Raw genomic sequence first — 17,525 nt, 5'->3', positions numbered from 1 at the left:
GTAATTCTTGGGCTGCCCATTTCTCCATTTTTTTGCTTACCTCCACCTTAATTCCTTCTTTCAAAACTATACCTATCAATCGTTTCCCCTTTTTTTAAGTTTCTTCTCTTTTTGTTAAGAAAGATCTGACTAATGGATAGCCTTATCAAGGGGGGCAGGGGGGATCGAACCTAAAACACTAACCGGTAAAAAGGGAGTGGGGAAAACAAAGCTCCCCGCTGCTCCTTGCCTATTCCCAGACTTGCCCCGATCCGATACAATTAAACGGTTGTCTTGGAAGAATTAATAGTGATCGAGCGTTATACTCTCCCTGCAATGGGGAATTTGTGGACGGATAGATATAAATATCAAACATGGCTAGAGGTAGAGATAGCCGTCTGTGAAGCGCAGGCAGAATTAGGCTATATTCCCGGGGATGCAGTGGCAGAAATTAAGGCAAAAGCTAATTTTGATCCCGATCGCATTTTAGAAATAGAGGCAGAAGTACGCCACGATGTCATCGCCTTTTTAACAAATGTTAATGAATATGTGGGCGAGCCGGGGCGTTATATTCATTTGGGTTTAACCAGTTCCGATGTACTAGATACTGCCCTGTCTTTACAATTAGTCGCCAGTTTAAACCTGATTTTAGAACAATTAGAAGATTTTATTCAAGCCCTGCGCTATCGCGCCCAAGAACACCGTTATACAGTCATGGTAGGACGTTCCCACGGCATTCACGCCGAACCGATCACCTTTGGCTTTAAACTAGCGGGATGGTTAGCGGAAGTGCTACGGGGACGCGATCGTTTAATTCGCTTGCGCCAAGACATCGCCATCGGTAAAATATCCGGTGCAGTGGGAACCTATGCCAATATTGACCCGAAAATTGAGGCGTTAACCTGTCAGAAGTTAGGATTAGAACCGGATACCGCTTCCACTCAAGTGATCTCCCGCGATCGACACGCCGATTATGTGCAACAATTAGCCTTATTAGCGGCCTCGATCGAACGTTTTGCCGTGGAGATTCGCAACCTGCAAAGAACCGATGTCCTAGAAGTGGAAGAATACTTTTCCAAAGGACAAAAAGGCTCCTCAGCTATGCCCCATAAACGTAATCCCATCCGCTCAGAACGCTTAACGGGAATGGCGAGAATTATCCGTAGTCATAGCGTTTCCGCCTTAGAAAATATCGCCCTCTGGCACGAAAGAGATATTTCCCATAGTTCCGTAGAACGGGTAATGCTGCCGGATGTTTGCATTTTGACCCACTTTATGCTCAAGGAAATCACCGATTTAGTCAAAAATCTGCTGGTATATCCCGAAAACATGAAGCGGAATATGAATGTTTACGGTGGCGTGATTTTCAGTCAAAGAGTTCTTTTAACTTTAGTGAGTAAGGGAATTAGCCGAGAATGTGCCTATAAAATCGTCCAAGAAAACGCCCATCGCGCTTGGAACACCGATAACGGCAATTTTAAAGCTTTTATCAGTCAAGATGAGCAAGTTACCGCTATTTTATCCCCCGACGAGATCGAAAGTTGCTTTGATCCCCAGCAGCACCTAAATCATCTTAATAGCATCTACCAAAGGTTAGATATTTAAGGAGCTTTCAGTTATCAACTAGCCACTAGCTTGTTGCTTTAGAAAGGTAATGACAGCGTTTTGGATTGTCGGTTGGCGATCGATCTTTTCTCAGAAAGCGATCGCTATTCGTTTCTCGATCATGGTCGCGTTTGAAGATAAAACTAAAGAATCGGCGCAAGCGAGTACGAATCGGGTAAAATAAGGGTCTGTATTCGGAGTGTTCGTTTTTATGATGAAAATCAAACTCTGGAATTTAGGTAGTATTAAAGAGGCGGAAGTGGATCTTCGGCCTCTAACCGTTATTATTGGCCCGAATAATTCTAATAAAACTTATATCGCCTACTCGATTTATGGGTTATGGATTAATCAGCTTGACGGCTTTTATTTTTCTCGTGAAATTTTAGAAAAAATAGAATTTACAAATCAAGCCGATCATTGGTCTTTAAAAATAGACCGACGTTTTTATGATGTTATATCCGAAATTGTTCAAAAGTCCGCATCTCAATTTAGCGGGATAAAACTACAATCTTTTTTCCAAGATTCTAGCGGCAAGATTTTTGAAAAAACGAAATTCAGTATCGAAATTTCCGAAGATGATATTAAAACAGCTATAGAAAAAGTTTTAGCGGATACAATTGAATATCGCGGGTCATTGGCTTTACATAGAATAAAAAAAATCGAGCGAAGCGAGAACAATAATGAGATTTTATTTTATCAAGAAAAAGAAGATAAAATTGATAATTATAAAGACATATTTTTTCTTAATTTTGTTGCTGCTGTTGTAAAATTTTCATTTTCCGACGCACTTCCTTTACCCGCCGAAAGAAACGCTTTTATAAATACCTATAAAATGCTGGGCAATAGAAGATATAAGCTACTTAAAGGGAATCAGAGAGAGCTATTGACACAAGGACGTATTAATAGACGTATTAATCGAGATAGACAGTTAGAGTTACTGAAAGAACAGGGAGATATTCGCTATCCTCAACCAGTAGAGGATTTTTTAGATTTTTTAACTGACATAGAACTAGAAAATAAGCCCGATCCCATTGCCAAAAACAAAAATGATTTTCAAAAATTAGCTGATCAAATTGAAAAGTATATTCAAAATAACAATAAAACAATCTTTAAAAAGACTAAAATCGGAGGTAGAGAAATTAAAGTTTCGGTAAAAAGAAGTTTAGAGATCGATCTTTATAATGCTTCCTCGTCTATTAAACAATTAGCCCCGCTTTTACTCTATTTACGCTATCGAGCAAAATCGGGGGATTTTCTGGTGATCGATGAGCCTGAAATGAACTTACATCCAGAATCTCAGGTAAAATTGTTAGAATCTTTAGCGATTTTAGTCAATTTAGGAGTTAGAATTTTATTGACGACTCATAGCCCCTATTTGATGGCTCATCTTAACAATATCGTTAATGGTAATCACCAAAATCCAGAACTTTTAGCCGAACAAGCTAAATTGCTTTATCTGCAAGATAGCCGAGCTTTTCTTAAAATGGAACAGGTTAGCGCCTATGAAATGAAAAATAATCAATTACTTTCTTTACACGACCCTGAATATGGTATTCGTTGGGATACTCTCAGCGATGTATCAGTTGATATTCAACAAAAGTTTTTTGCAATTTATGAAGCAGGACAACAAAACCAAGAAACCGAAGAAGGATGTTCCTCAGAAGAAGAATAAACTCGATTGGCAAAAATTTAACTTTTTAGAAAATCTGCTTATTTTCTGTACCGTACCCGCTCGGATCGCTCCACCCGAAAGCGGTGTCAGCTTTCGGATTACCAAATCAGAAGAAAATTCTGTTTGTATTCTATTTAAAATTGATCGTCGGGAGGATCCTCTCGTTAGAGATCAAAATCAGAAAAGACCTGATTATTTATCTCTTTTTATTCAAAATGGTTTATTTTTGCTGACTATTATCGAGATGAAGGGAACTAATAAAAATTCCACGAGTACAGGTATCGAACAAATTACAACTTTTAGAGATATTTTAAAACAAGAAATTGCCGCTCATGCCACCACGAAACTCAAATATAAATTACAAGCTATCCTATTAACTCCCTATAATGCCAATATTCCTCAAAAGGCGATCAACAAGGAAGCGGAGAAAGGATTTATTATTTTACCTATCCAGTATAATTTTAAAGCGGAGCTTTATCCTTATGTTTCCAAGACTTATAGTAAAGCGGATTTAAGCAAAATAAATTATATTCACGACGAGCAACATCAAGAATCCGATTGTTTGTTAATCGAAAAATTGTTGGCTAAACAAGCATCGGACAAACGTAAACAGGATAACTATTATTTATGTAAATTCAATCCCACCAAAGATAGACAAGGCATCTATATAGATTATCAGGTGTCGAGCGATCGAGACTTGATCACCCTATTAACCGATCCGCAGGGAAAGAAAGTTCAATTGGCTTACTGTAGTGATGATTCTCAAAGTTCAATCGATCAAATTCAGGAAGAGATTAAAAATTTAAACATATATGGAATGGTAGAGATGGTAAGTCGCCTAATCAATAGTTAGTATAAAAAAGTGGTGCAGAGAAATCTATATATAAATGGCTCCGCAATAAACTTGACAAACTTGAGGTTTTGGTGCGGTTGACTAAGGAACCGAAGCGACCACTACTTTTACCGAATCGGAGCGCTCCGATGCCGCCGATTTTGTCGGGTGCGTTCCCTGCTGCAACGAGGGAGAGCGCACCTTACCGATCGATTCCTGAGAGTATAGGGTCTTAGTCTAACAAGGCCCATGCACAACAGCTTATCTGGCTGACGGCCGGCGGCTGACGACCGGCGGCTAAAAATTAACATTGCAAGAAAACTTAACAATTGGCCAAGAAACTCGATCGAGTAGGTAGAATAGCAAGTAAATCATTTTGTAAACTCCACCCGATTAACTAACTAGAATAGAGATAACCCAGAACGCCTGTGATAGATAAAAGACGCACTACTCGCGATCTCCCCCAAATTAACGAAAGAATCCGCTTTCCCGAAATCCGCGTTATCGATAGCGACGGCTCTCAACTAGGAATTATTACTCCTGCCGAAGCTTTGCGCGTGGCCGAAGAAAAGGAACTTGATCTCGTCCTCGTCAGTGAAACGGCAAATCCTCCCGTTTGCCGGATTATGGACTATGGCAAGTACAAGTTTGAACAGGAGAAAAAAGCCCGTGAGGCCAAGAAAAAACAGCATACAGCCGATATAAAAGAAGTTAAAATGCGCTATAAAATCGATGAGCATGACTACAACGTGCGAGTCAACCAAGCGCAACGTTTTTTAAAAGCGGGAGATAAGGTAAAAGCGACGATTACCTTCCGAGGCCGGGAAATTCAACACTCTAACCTAGCGGAAGAATTACTGGCGCGCATGGCCAAAGATTTACAGGATGTGGCTGAGGTACAGCAAGCGCCAAAAAAAGAAGGTCGTAACATGATGATGATGTTATCGCCGAAAAAATAACTAACTAATCCGGAAAAAAGGGGCTAAGACCCCTTTTTTGTTTTTCGGAAATCCTGAAGGGAAACCGATAATCTAAAACAAATGTATTATCCAGATTTTGACTCGGTTCGCCGAATCGCCACCACTGCTGGCCGGGGAGGTTGATTAACTTGACCACTGAGCCAATTCGACCCTAGGGGTACTTGTCGCATTTGTTCAAATTCCTGCCCATTAGTGGTTTTCAGGGCAAATTTGCGGTTTTCAAAGGCCAAATCCCGACGAATTCCCCCCGCTTCTCCCGGATGTTGCACAGCGAGAATACAGAGGAAAATCATCAAGCTTTGCTAAAATCCAATACTATGGAGTAGTGGGGAGATTCCTGATATATTCCTCAACTCGATCATCGGGATGGCTGATCCCTAGGTTGAATACGGTGTAAAATAAATTTTGGATCGATCTCCAGATGTTTAAAGCTTGTTCCCCGATAGATGGATGGGTCGAGAGCCTAATCAACGGCAAATTCCCTACCATTCGATGATCTTGATTGTGAGGATGAGGACTAAATAGAACCCGATAATCCTCGGCGATAATTTCCTTATCGCATCTCATCCAATCTTCATAAGAAGCTTTACTCTGTTCGGGAGTATAAACGCAATGCTCTTCGCTCAAACGGCGTATCTTGTAATAGGTTCGGGGCAGCCTCTCATCATAAACTTGTAGGCTGTGAACAACAGCGAGATAGGATAGAGTCCAGTGATGGCCGTATTCGTGGGCTAAGGTTCGTTTTAATTGCTCGATCGTACCTAAAACGAGAGAGTTAAGGCGAATTATCGCTTTAAATGTCTGTCCATCATATTGCCCGTACCAATCACCATTGGTATTTAGTCCCAAATTCCTAATTTCTATTACATCCAACCAGGCTAACTCGACTGGTGACGAAAGACGAAGTTCCTGCTCGACAAAATCCGATAGTGATTCTAATTCGTCTAGAGTATATTGTTTACTAAAGTCTTTTATCGTAGGCATCGCAACGTGATTTTCGTAGATTCTTAACTGACTATTCTAATAATATAACCTAGCCCAACATTATAGACTAGGTTATATTATATGTGTTGTAAGACATTATTTTTTCTTGCTTGAAGGGTCAAAGATAGTTGGCTGTTGCCCGTCATCTAATTCATCAAATGCGTCTTTCTCTGGATCTTCCGGCAGGATGGGAGCGCTCGCCATCTCGATTATATTTTTGCCGTCGCGAACTATTTCCCGATAGGCTACCCCCGTACTCTTCTGACTGGCGAACACTCCAGATTCGAGTTTATTTAGATAGTCCTTCATTCGCTCGATCCTCGATTTCGGGACTCCTGCCTCCAAAGCTTCTTGAATATTTCGTTTTAATTCTTGACTAGTGACGGGGATCATGATTTTGTCCCTTTATTTCGATTACACTCCTATATTATAGTTCTTTTGTTGCAACAGTTTATGCCTATAAAGTAAGTTTTGAATAATTTAAAAGCTTATATCGATAAGTTTTGAATAAGTTTTGAATAAGTTTTGAATAAGTCATGTTATTATAGTTACATAACTTGAGTCATCTTCCATGTCTAGATCGCTGAAAATCAATCCCGAATACATCCCTAAAGCCGAACTCGCTCTTAAACAAAAGAGATACTCGAATAAAAGTACCTTCGCCGAATTGATTCCTTTGGCTAGAGCGACCGTTACCAAATTTTTCACAGGTAAGCCGATTAGTCATGAGAATTTTACGACAATTTGCGATAAATTAGGTTTAAACTGGCAAGAGATAGCATTGCTAGAAGAAAACTTCGGGAAAGGGGAAATTGATCGGAAGGACTGGGGAGGGGTGACGGAGGCGGATTTTTTCTGCGGGCGTACGGAAGAACTCGCCGAGATCAAACGGTGGATCATCGGTGACAAATGCCGTTTAATTACGGTTTTTGGGATGGCAGGGATGGGAAAAACCGCTCTCGCGGTGGAACTAGCGCAGGGGATCGAGGGAGACTTCGATTACCTCATCTATCGTTCCCTTAAACAGGTTTCTCCCCTTACGGAACTTTTGGGGGATTGGTTAGAGATTTTGACAAATTCTCCCCGCCGGGAGTTACCCGACAGTATCGATATCCGTTTGGCTAGGCTAATCGATCGAATGACCTATCATCGGTGTCTTTTGTTATTGGATGACGGCGAGGAAATTTTACAAAGCGATAATTTAAGCGGGAGATATCGAGAGGAATTTCAAGACTACGAAAAGCTATTGAGACGGATGGGAGAAGCACCGCATAAAAGTTGTTTAGTGTTGATGAGTCGGGAGAAACCCAAAGATATCGATTTTCTAGAAAAGCGGCAGAATACAGTAAAGTCTCTGTTCTTGGGAGGACTCGACGAACTATCGGCTAGGGAGATGGTGAATAAGGAGGGAGGACAAGGAACAGAGAGGGAGATTCGGGATTTTATCGAACTGTATCGGGGTAATCCTTTTTTTCTTAAGCTTGCTTTGGCTAGAATCGTCGATATCTTCGGTGGTAATATTGCGGAGTTTTTACAAGCTGGGACGATAAATTTTAGCGATATTAAGGAGATGATCGAGGTGCAGTGGCAACGGCTTTCGGAAATCGAGCGGGAGATATTGGAGGTTTTGGCGAGGGAAGAGGGAGCGATTTCTGTCTCGGAATTACGATCGAGGTTCGATAAACCCGGACTGACGGACGCGGTTGATTCTTTGAGAAAGCGATCGTTCGTCGAAAGCAGGGATTCGGGCTTTATTCTTCCGAATTTGATTCAATCCTACGTTCGAGGACTTTAATCGAGATAGAGAGGAACGATGTCAACTTTTATCGCGTCTTTAACACTATTATTAACACTCTCTCGGATAACTTGCTCTAGTTTCTCCGCCAGTTCTGGGAGGATGATCTGGTCTCGTTTTCTGAGGATTTCCACGCGCACGGTACAACCAAATTGCTTGGGATCGAGAATAACATTCGAGTATTCTTGGATGATAGGATAGGGACTATCCTGTGCTTTAGCGGCATTAATCGCTTTTTGGGCATCTCTAGCTAGGGCATTGCTATCCTGTTTGCCATCTTTTCTAATCCTGCATTGGTTGTCATTGCTAGTATTAGGATTAGTTGAAGAAGGATCGGACTTGATCGCGAAATATCCGAAAACTAAAACCCCTAATACCATGACCCCCAAGACTACTTTTTGAAATATAGAACGAGAGTTTTCCTGTGAATTAACCTTATCTTCAATGACTTGAATTCGTTTCAATATATCCTTTGTATTTCCGGGCCGCCCGTTAAGTTTTCGCTCTAAAAGACTATCGATTAAGGTGGCAAATTGATCCGATACGGGTGTAGATTCTGCACGCCATAGTGACTTTTCTTGAGTATCTTGTTCGATTTGAGAGGGATTCTTGTTGGTTAGAAGATGGACGAAAGTACGCCCGAGAGCGTAAAAATCGGATTTGAAATCGGCTTTTCCCTTGTACTGTTCGGGAGCCATATAGGGGAAGCTCCCGATCGTTGTCGTAGTTTGCTCGTCTATATTTTGATTAATTAAACGAACCGCACCTAGATCGATTAGAAATATCCTGTTATCGCTATTGCGGTACATAATATTAGAAGGTTTAATATCGCGATGGATGAAATTATTAGAATGTAGTCTTTCTAAAATAGTAGTTAGTTGTTTTAACCAGTCGATCGCCCGCCTTTCATCGATCGCCCCGTGCTGTTTTAGCCACTGCTCTAAGTTCAGTCCTGGGATTTTCTCCATCACTAGACAGTTGGCGGGAATAGGATTATTGGGAAACTCGATCGGAAAATATCCGCCCTGTTCTACTTGAGGAAGTCCCTCGATCCGGTAATTTTTTAATAAATCTGCCTCTCGATCGAACCGAGAAATCGTGTCCGGGTTCTTTGTGTAGAGAACTTTGAGAACCTTGGGAGTGTCTTGATCCTTCACATCCACCACATCGTAAAGGGTAGTTACCCTGTCCTCCCTCTGGTGTAGTACGTTCGTCACCCGATATCTATCATTTAGTAGCAAGTCGGAACTGCAAGCCTCGCAGACACTCCCATCTTCGGAGTTCTCCGGCCGGGGACAGATGGGATTGATACATAATGCCATAGATTCAGATAGTCAAGGTTGTATTATCAAGAACATCTTGCGATTTTACCGATCTATGATGTGATCTAGTTTTCATACATGGAAAATCACTCGTTCATTCGCTTACTCTTATATAATACCTACATTTCTCTTGTAAGCACTCTCTTCCTAGTAATGCAATTTACCCATTGTAGCTATGCGATTTTACAGAATAAAAAGGCTATCTCAAGGATTGATTGCTAAAAATAGACGGAATTTTCAATACATCGGTTTATTCTGTACTACTTTGAGCCTGAGCATCGGTATATCGGCGGTAATGGCTCAAGATCTCGGATTATCCGAGCAAGTGGCGCAGTTAACCCGCGGTCAAAATACGATCTGGGTGTTACTGACGGGTAGTCTCGTCTTCTTCATGAACTGCGGCTTCGCCATGCTAGAGACGGGCTTTTGCCAGAGTAAAAATGCGACCACCGTCCTCGCCAAACACACGATCGTCTTTACCGTCGCTACCGCAGTCTATTGGCTGATCGGTTTCGGACTGATGTTCGGGGATGGCGGCAAATTTGTCGGAACACCGGGTTTTCTTCTACTCAATGGTCAATTTCCCTCCCTAGATTGGGCGGATATTCCTCTAACGGCTAAATTCTTCTTTCAACTCACTTTCGCGGGAACTGCCGCCACGATCGTATCGGGGGCGGTGGCGGAGAGGATTCGCTTCGGGGCGTTCGTCCTTTTTAGTGCCTTTTTTATCCTGATTTACTCCATTGCCGGTTTTTGGATTTGGGGAGGGGGCTGGTTGCACGATTTGGGGTTTCGGGATTTCGCAGGTTCGACGGTGGTTCACTCGGTGGGAGGATGGGCGGCTTTGACGGGGGCGTGGCTGTTAGGGCCTCGTGCGGGAAAATATATCCCTTGGAACCAAGGGGAAAACCTTTCCTTCAAAAATACCAGCTATCGCGGCAATAAAATCATGGCGACTTTCGGCAGGAATCCGAGCCTAGCGACCTTGGGATGCTTTATTCTCTGGTTAGGTTGGTTCGGCTTTAATGCGGGTTCTACCCTCGCGGCCAATGCAGACGCGATCTCTCATATCCTGCTAACGACACTCATCGCCGGGGCTTTCGGCGCGCTGGCCTCCACCACTGTCGCTTGGATATCCTCCGGTAGGCCGAGTCTAACCTTTATTATTAATGGCATTCTGGCGGGTTGTGTCAGTATTACCGCCCCCTGTGCCTTCGTGAATTTTCCGAGCGCGGCGCTAATCGGCTTTATCGGTGGGGCGATCGTTCTTCCGTTTAGTATTTGGCTCGAAAAAGGGGAAATCGACGATCCGGTGGGAGCCGTTCCCGTTCACCTCGGTTGCGGTATCTGGGGTACTCTGGCCGTGGGGATTTTCTGTTTAGCCCCGAAAGATATTCCTTGGGCAGATACCTATTTAGATCTGCCGAAAGGGGGGTTACTTTTCGGGGGAGGAGTGGATCTATTTATGGCGCAATTGATCGGGATCGGGGCTATAGGCTTTTTGGTCGCCAGTTGTAGTCTATTACTCTGGATCTGTGTGGGATGGTTCTTCTATCGCCTGTCGTATTCCAGTGATTTTGGTTTCCGTCCGCACAAGGGGTTAAGGGTTTCGCAAGAGGAAGAGAAAAAGGGAATTGATTCCCTGTTTGCGGAATGGGAAGAGAAGTAATAGTTTAGGAAGTCGATACAATGGCGGTATGGCCAGAAAAGAAAGAGGAAACTTTCGCTTAAAGTCTATTTTGACTCGGTTCGCCGAATCGCCACCACTGCTGGCCGGGGAGGTTGATTAACTTGACCACTGGGCCAATTCGACCCTAGGGGTACTTGTCGCATTTGTTCAAATTCCTGCCCATTAGTGGTTTTAAGGACAAATTTGCGGTTTTCAAAGGCCAAATCCCGACGAATTCCCCCCGCTTCCCCCGGATGTTGTACTGCCAAAAATAACGTCTCTTGGTCGGGAGTAAAGTACAATCCCGTTAATTCCGCATCCATGGGAGCGATAGCAAAAGGATAGGGATGCTCTTGACCCTTGGCAAACACCCAAGCGCTATTATTGCCAAAAATACCCAATAAATCCCGTTGACTAACCGGGACCCCTTGGGGATAACGAGTTTTCATCTCTCGATTTAACCCACCCGTGGAAATATCGCTAACCATCCAGAGATTTCCCTGTTTATCGAAAGCGAGGTTATCGGGATTAGAAAAACCCTCACCTTTCTCTGTCGGTTCCCCTCCATAAGCGACCACATCCCAACGAAAACTTAAGGAAGCAGCATCGTTATTATCTTCCCTTAAGCTGATAATCCAACCAAATTCGTAGGGTATTTCGCCATTTGGCCCCTTAAATATCTCCTTATCGGCTCCTCCCTCCGCTTCACTGGGACTACCAGAGGTAAAGGTCATATATAAAGTGCCATTCTCGTCCACTTCCGTATCTTCCGGGCGACCAGTACAAGTGACCCCAACGGCGTTAGCGGCAAAATGAGCATCGATGAGAATTGCTCCCTGTTTTTCCGTCCCATTACCTTCATACAGGTCCGCGAGGGTCTTATATTTAGCTTTGTAGGCTAGAATCTCCTCATCGTCCTTAAATAGCAGTAATTTAGTCTCATTGACCGTTCTTTCGGGATTCGGCAAGGCTACCACCCCATCCCCCCGACTAGCGGCAATTTGACTCGGTAGGACGGGATTTATCTCCGTGTCGGGATTTAAGGGTATCCAATAACCGGTTTTATCGGGGTTGAATTTGGCCCCGTAGAGCATTCCTTTTTCTAGGAGTTTTGAGTTATTTTTCTGCTTAATATCGCTAATTTTGCCCTCCGAAACGAATTTATAGACATGACCGCCTCTGCGATCGCATCCTGAATAAACCGCCAAGGGTTGCCCCGTTTGAGCGAGAAAAGCGACCGCTTCATGGCGAAAACGCCCTAACCAAGTGTGTTTTGTGCCATAATCGTCGGGATTGGCAGGATCCACCTCCACCATCCAACCGTATTTATTTCCCGCTAACCCGAAGACGTTACCCCGGCCATCCACTTCCGAACTATTGAGAATAAAGGGAGTAGTATCGGGATCCAAAGGGGAACCATCTTTTAAAACTACCTCCGTCACTTGGTCTTGAAAGTTCTCCTCGGCACTAAATACAGTCCCCCAGGGAGTTGTTCCCCCGGCACAATTTTGCAACGTTCCGATAATTTTTGCCCCTAATCCGTCATCGTAGCCAAGTTTATCGGTTTTGGTAAAAATTGCTACAGCAGGACCGGTCGCTTTCAGGTATTGACCGTCCTTTAGTCCAGAGATACCGGTAATGCGGCGATCGGCTTTACTATAGGTACGTTGCCATTTTCCTGTTGCATCTTTAGCCAGGGAAATTACGCCAATTCCCTGATCAATTAAGCCTTCTAGGGAGATTTCCTCGATTTTTGCCTTTAAGCTGGCATCTTGCAGGTGATAGGCGGCAATTTCACCCTTTTCGTTCGTTTTTTCCCGTACTTCCTTGACGGGTAGGGTTTTACCAATCACTTGTTCAAAGGTTTGTAGCCAAGTACGACCACTGATATATTCAAAATTAACGGTTAGATAACCTTGACCCGGACTGGTTTCGATAAAAGATAGATAATCATTGTTATAACCGAAACGGGAATCACCCACTTTATCTCCCCACTGTGCCAGCACATCATAGGTGAATCCTTGAGGAAGAACGAGATCATCTAGGACTTTATAGGTTTGATAGGCACTTTTTTGGCTTTCATCGCTCATGCCGTCAATTTTTAAGGGAATCGGCAGTTTGACTGCAGCAAAGTTTAACCCGAAACTATTGGCAGCGATCGCAGGACTGCTAATCAGAGAGGAATATTTTTTCTCTTGCAGACTGAAAAAAGAGACACCGGCAGTGGCAGTTAAAAAGGTGAGGAAATTACGGCGAGAAATACTCATATTTTCAGTAATAAAGTCAAAACTGATACTCAGACCTTGATTAGGTTAAATTTTATTACGGACACTTGACATAGGGATTATACATTATCCAAGTTATGACTAAGTTAACAGCCAGTTAAAAAGCTCTCCTGCAAAAATCAAAAATCTTCCGTTAGGTGAGGAGACTCGGAGACAGGAGGAGAAAAAAGAGGCAAGAAAATCCCATCCCTCCCTCGGAATTTAAAAAACCGTGGTGTCGTTCAAACCATTCAGAAACCGGTAGCCGTTACCTATCGCGGTCAAGCCTATAATATCACTCAGTCTTTAGCTTCTTTGCCCAGGGAAAGACCCTCTTTAAGTTTTTAACTTCTAGTTTATTTTTCAATCAATCTCTTTTAAATATTGTCAATTAATGATCACAGCAATTACCTTAAACGGGTTTTATCTTCCCTCTTGCTCCAAGGGGGATTTTTAACTTGTTTTACCAGCAAGGAATATATGTTCATAGTTAACAAAATTAATTACACATATTTTTCCCTTCCGCAGTTCCGCAGTTCTGGTGTTCCCCTTTTCTGGGGTGTGAATTTAATTTTGTCGAACTGCTGATAGTTATCAGTTTTTTGTAGAATAGGGAGATTGAGAAAACGAACATCTGCCCCTATGACAAGATTTCCTTTGACTGGTCGCTATTCTAGTTTATGCGTCTTACTCACTTTATTCTGGTTAAGCGGTCAATCTTTACCGGTGCGAGCGGAAAAAATCTATAGTCCCGTCCCCCTCATCCTCAATAAAGAAATTAACGATACTCTCACCGACAAAGATATTCCCACAGGCGAAGGGGGGTTTGCTAGGGATTATACCGTAGATTTGGACAAGGACGATCAGGTGGCCATCGATCTCAAATCGGAAAATTTTGATGGGGTGTTAATTCTCCTGGCCGCCGATGGTTCCACTGTAGCGGAAAATGATGATGGTCCCGATGGTGGCACTAATGCCCTCCTCTTTGCGCGCATTACCGAGTCGGGTAAATATATTATTCGGGTGAGAGCTTTCGGAGAAACCGGTGGAGGAAAATTTACCCTGAAATTAACCCGTTTACGGGCCGTGGAGGGCAAAAATTAGCTAATTATTGTCAAAAAAACCAAGAATAGAGCCTCTGTCCACTCTACCACCGCACCGTAGGTATCGCCGGTGTGACCCCGAAGACGACGATATAACCAGTAACCAGTAAGCAGAGCGAGGGCGATTCCGGCACTAATGGCGATTATTCCCCACCTTATACCGCCAAATAGGGCGATTAACCCCCAAATTCCCCCCCCACAGTCCCAGGGCAGACAAAAAGCCACTTTATGAAAGGCTCCCTTGCCGGTGGGTTTGAGGTAGGGATAAAGAGCGATCGCCATTACTTGCCCCCAACGTCCCCAAATTGGTGCTAAAATTAGAGCTAAGGCTCGATTATCGCTTAAATCAGTCAAAGCGGCGATTTTTAGCAGCAAAACCATAGTCACGGCCATGACTCCAAAGGCCCCGGTAACACTATCGGCCATGACCGCTAAACGACGCTGGGGGTCGGTGACAGCTAAACCATCGGCCGTGTCACTAACTCCATCAAGGTGTAGTCCTCCCGTTAGATAAACCCAAACCCCGACAAGGACAACCGCACGAGTTAAGGGGGGCATTCCCAGACCGGCTAGAGTTATATCGAGCAAAACCAGAATTAAACCCAAAAATAAGCCCACTAGGGGAATCCATCGGGCAATTCTGCCGAAATCAGGCCAGGCAATCGGAACCGGAATAATCGTGTAAAAAGCGATCGCACCTAAAAATGAGCGAATTTCTTGACAAATGAAGTTAAATATGGTAATAAATCTCCCCAATAATTCGATTCGGGTACTGCACCGTTTCTCATAAAGATGAAGTATAACATAATTTTGTATTGACGACCCTGTGGGATTTTCAAAACATCTGAGAACGCCTATAATAATTCGGCATAACACGCTTATTGTAATGTTATAGGAAAAGTTCTTGCGATCGCTATACAGGAGAGTAATATACGGAAAGTTTCCTGAAAAAATGCGTATTTGGTGTGAGATACGGAAAGTTTTTGTATAATATGTAGTTAGAAGTTAGATGGGAGCATCTCACCTTTGTAACCCCTAAATCAGGTTTTATGTCAAGCTATTTTGAAAGCCTTGCTAGAAACCAGTTTTAGGGACAAGTATAATTACTCACTTGCATAAATGAGATGCTCCCTTAAGTTAGATGTAGTTAGATTGACCCAGCGTAATATTAATATATAGCGTTTCCTGTTGACAAGAGGTACATTCTCAATCCTGAAAAGCTTAATCAGCAAAGGCTAAAGTGTGCCACACAGATGTGAGAAACGCTATAGTTAGACAGCTTTAGTGTATCTGAGTAGGCAATCAGCTTGATCATCAACCAGATTGACAGGAGATAAACAATGACAGACCCAAATACTCCCACTATTAAAATTGATAGCTTAATTCAGTCAATTGAAGCTAAGTTTCAGGCGATCAAGTCGGTTAAATATCCAGAACTCGTCGAACTCGACTCCAAATTAGCAGCAGCAAAAACAAGTACGAAAAACCTAAAAGAAAAGATTGAGGCTGAGATCACTGATACGCAAGCCCTAGCAGATCTGAATATTGTGCTACAAAAAATAATCGATATACAGACAAGCGGTCAGCTAATTGTCAAAGACGACATAGAAAAGCTCGCAAAAGACATTAAGAACCTGGATTCAACAGCTTTTAAAGACTGGCTGAACAACATCAATAAAATGCTTGAAGGATTACAAACAGTAGATGTTAAATCAGAACTTAATCTTCGTCTTGATAAGTTAATTCAAGAAACAAAGCCTAAAGTTTCTATAAAAGATGGCTTGTCACAAGAAGTTCAAGAGGAATTGGCCAAATTAATTATACTAGCTGGAAAGGCTCAAGTTGAACTTAAAAAATATCCACCTATTACTTCCAATCGAATCGCTGAAGTTAAATCCGTTGTAGAGTATTTAGAATTTGGGATTGCTTCTTTAACTGATGAGCCCTACCTTTATCTCGCTCGAAAATTACAATTTGAATCAAAGTCAAGATTACGAGGACGGTGGTTTCAGTTTTTGAACATCGGGGATATGTTTTATTATGATGTGAAAGTACCAACGAAAGTTGTGGTGGGAGTAATATTGTCATTTCCTATAAGTTTGCTTATTAATGGGATTACTCAAGTAACTCCTATTAAAGGAACTATTGAGTCTCTATTACCAAGACCTTCCGTATCTTCTACACCTTCCCCATCTTCTAAATCTCTCGAAACAACTTCTACAGCTGATTTTATTTTTTTAATATTTATGACAGGCACATTGGGAGGTGTAATTAGTATCCTCTATCGTCTTAAAGATTTTGACGATACAAAAACGCAAAAATACGATGATGCCTTTCTTCCTTATTTAATTGGAATGATTAAACCTATTGTAGGAGGAAGTTTTGCATTCTTTGTTTTTGTATTACTTAACTCTGGTGTCTCTCCTTTAACCGTCAAAAATCAAGAAGACACTAAAAGTGATACTTATAGCTTTTTAGCTCTAGCTTTTATTGCTGGATTTAGTGAACGCTTTGCACTTAATCTTATTGACAATACTGTGGATTCTTCGACAGGTAAAGTTCAAGCGACACCCAAAGTTACAGGACTCCCCCCCACTACGCCAACTTTGACAATAGATCCACCCACTGTGTCACTAAACTATAGAGACAGTAAGAAGTTTACCCTCAGTAACGCAGGATTGTCTGGTGATAACTATGATATTACTTTAACCCCTAAAATTGGCGAATGTAAAAAAGATACAAAGTCCCCTACATTTGTCTATACTGCCCCAGAAAAAAAAGACGCTTCGACAGAAAACCCCGTAACAATTACCGTTACAACAAAGATTGAACCAATACAAACTGCAACAGCTACTGTTACTCTAACTTAGGATTTTTGGGGAAGTAATGCTAGGTATTTGTCAGTCTTATGGAAAACGTTTGTAGACTTAATCTAAGTACAGGACAAAAAGCTTAAAATGCTCTCCTAGCAAAGCTTTCAGGTAAAATGCTTGCAATCTATACTCGATAAGTATTTCAGGTGGTTTTGTCGTTCCATTTTTGATTTATTGTCCTGTACTTAAGAGACTTAATACTAAATGTAGGGCACAGCGATCGCATCCTAACAACGCCCATGCACGCCGACCGCCAAGAAGTTATTTGTTGGAAATGAGAGGTTATCTGCGGCGGGTGATGGGCAACGTTATGCTGCTTCGATTGTTGATGGTGGCATAGTTTGGATATTCAGCCATAGCATTTAGGAGAGAAAAAATGGCTAACCAAGTCATATGCTCGCACTGCAATAGCAAAAACATTCAACCAACTAACCAGAAAAATTATGT

The 17,525-nt window shown here is 42.4% G+C and carries 14 protein-coding genes and 3 pseudogenes; 10 read left to right on the top strand and 7 right to left on the bottom strand.

The features are described from left to right. Nucleotides 1-288 precede the first annotated feature (288 nt). From purB to infC, 5 genes are all read left to right on the top strand, one after another. Nucleotides 289-1,584 (top strand): adenylosuccinate lyase, encoded by a 1,296-nt coding sequence (gene purB / locus IM479_RS02440; RefSeq protein WP_287686841.1) that lies wholly within the window; start codon nucleotides 289-291, stop codon nucleotides 1,582-1,584. Between the two features lie 49 nt (nucleotides 1,585-1,633). Further along, nucleotides 1,634-1,768 (top strand): hypothetical protein, encoded by a 135-nt coding sequence (locus IM479_RS02435; protein ID WP_256377576.1) that lies wholly within the window; start codon nucleotides 1,634-1,636, stop codon nucleotides 1,766-1,768. Between the two features lie 27 nt (nucleotides 1,769-1,795). Then, the gene (locus IM479_RS02430) at nucleotides 1,796-3,256 is read left to right on the top strand and encodes an AAA family ATPase (RefSeq protein WP_287686838.1); all 1,461 of its coding nucleotides are present in this window, start codon (nucleotides 1,796-1,798) and stop codon (nucleotides 3,254-3,256) included. Further along, nucleotides 3,198-4,109, top strand: coding sequence for a hypothetical protein (locus tag IM479_RS02425; protein WP_287686836.1), 912 nt, complete (start codon nucleotides 3,198-3,200; stop codon nucleotides 4,107-4,109). The genes IM479_RS02430 and IM479_RS02425 overlap by 59 nt, the downstream gene beginning before the upstream one ends. Before the next feature lie 407 nt (nucleotides 4,110-4,516). Further along, nucleotides 4,517-5,047 (top strand): translation initiation factor IF-3, encoded by a 531-nt coding sequence (gene infC / locus IM479_RS02420; RefSeq protein WP_002757952.1) that lies wholly within the window; start codon nucleotides 4,517-4,519, stop codon nucleotides 5,045-5,047. A gap of 86 nt (nucleotides 5,048-5,133) precedes the next feature. On the opposite strand, the pseudogene IM479_RS02415 reads toward infC, so the two are convergent. The 3 genes and pseudogenes from IM479_RS02415 to IM479_RS02405 all read right to left on the bottom strand — a co-directional run. Further along, nucleotides 5,134-5,343, bottom strand: a pseudogene (locus tag IM479_RS02415) (hypothetical protein); the annotation flags it as partial. Nucleotides 5,344-5,383: 40 nt separating this feature from the next. After that, nucleotides 5,384-6,052, bottom strand: coding sequence for a hypothetical protein (locus tag IM479_RS02410; protein ID WP_287686833.1), 669 nt, complete (start codon nucleotides 6,050-6,052; stop codon nucleotides 5,384-5,386). Nucleotides 6,053-6,148: 96 nt separating this feature from the next. Further along, nucleotides 6,149-6,445 carry a hypothetical protein gene (locus IM479_RS02405; RefSeq protein ID WP_287686831.1) on the bottom strand — a complete coding sequence of 99 codons (297 nt, stop codon included), beginning with the start codon at nucleotides 6,443-6,445 and terminating at the stop codon, nucleotides 6,149-6,151. Between the two features lie 178 nt (nucleotides 6,446-6,623). Between IM479_RS02405 and IM479_RS02400 the strand changes: the two genes are divergently transcribed. Further along, on the top strand, nucleotides 6,624-7,847 hold the full coding sequence (locus tag IM479_RS02400) for an NB-ARC domain-containing protein (protein ID WP_287686829.1): 1,224 nt from the start codon (nucleotides 6,624-6,626) through the stop codon (nucleotides 7,845-7,847). On the opposite strand, the gene IM479_RS02395 is transcribed toward IM479_RS02400, so the two are convergent. Further along, nucleotides 7,844-9,064, bottom strand: a complete 1,221-nt coding sequence (locus tag IM479_RS02395; RefSeq protein WP_287686828.1) for a serine/threonine protein kinase — start codon at nucleotides 9,062-9,064, stop codon at nucleotides 7,844-7,846. The genes IM479_RS02400 and IM479_RS02395 overlap by 4 nt on opposite strands. A 33-nt stretch (nucleotides 9,065-9,097) precedes the next feature. Continuing rightward, nucleotides 9,098-9,169 (bottom strand): annotated as a pseudogene (locus tag IM479_RS22480) (4-Cys prefix domain-containing protein); the annotation flags it as partial. Between the two features lie 211 nt (nucleotides 9,170-9,380). On the opposite strand from IM479_RS22480, the gene IM479_RS02390 reads away from it, so the two are divergent. Next, a complete protein-coding gene (locus tag IM479_RS02390; protein WP_287686826.1) occupies nucleotides 9,381-10,838 on the top strand; it encodes an ammonium transporter in 1,458 nt (485 codons plus the stop codon). A 65-nt stretch (nucleotides 10,839-10,903) separates the two neighbouring features. On the opposite strand, the gene IM479_RS02385 is transcribed toward IM479_RS02390, so the two are convergent. Continuing rightward, entirely contained in the window at nucleotides 10,904-13,105 is a 2,202-nt protein-coding gene (locus IM479_RS02385) for a PhoX family protein (RefSeq protein WP_287686825.1), read from the bottom strand. A gap of 219 nt (nucleotides 13,106-13,324) precedes the next feature. On the opposite strand from IM479_RS02385, the pseudogene IM479_RS22960 reads away from it, so the two are divergent. Together IM479_RS22960 and IM479_RS02380 are read left to right on the top strand one after the other, a co-directional pair. Beyond that, nucleotides 13,325-13,450 (top strand): annotated as a pseudogene (locus IM479_RS22960) (DUF4278 domain-containing protein); the annotation flags it as partial. A gap of 294 nt (nucleotides 13,451-13,744) precedes the next feature. Beyond that, nucleotides 13,745-14,206, top strand: a complete 462-nt coding sequence (locus tag IM479_RS02380) for a PPC domain-containing protein (RefSeq protein ID WP_287078353.1) — start codon at nucleotides 13,745-13,747, stop codon at nucleotides 14,204-14,206. Here IM479_RS02380 and cobS read toward each other — a convergent pair. Continuing rightward, complete coding sequence (cobS, locus tag IM479_RS02375) at nucleotides 14,203-14,961, bottom strand: adenosylcobinamide-GDP ribazoletransferase (RefSeq protein ID WP_287686824.1); 759 nt, start codon at nucleotides 14,959-14,961, stop codon at nucleotides 14,203-14,205. The genes IM479_RS02380 and cobS overlap by 4 nt on opposite strands. Before the next feature lie 584 nt (nucleotides 14,962-15,545). Between cobS and IM479_RS02370 the strand changes: the two genes are divergently transcribed. Further along, the gene (locus IM479_RS02370) at nucleotides 15,546-17,075 is read left to right on the top strand and encodes a hypothetical protein (protein ID WP_287686823.1); all 1,530 of its coding nucleotides are present in this window, start codon (nucleotides 15,546-15,548) and stop codon (nucleotides 17,073-17,075) included. Nucleotides 17,076-17,525: the final 450 nt, after the last annotated feature.

The sequence above is a fragment of the Microcystis sp. M165S2 genome (assembly GCF_020245885.1).
Lineage (GTDB): Bacteria > Cyanobacteriota > Cyanobacteriia > Cyanobacteriales > Microcystaceae > Microcystis.
Note: the sequence above shows the minus strand (reverse complement) of the source record. Positions and strands in the feature narration are given on the sequence as shown.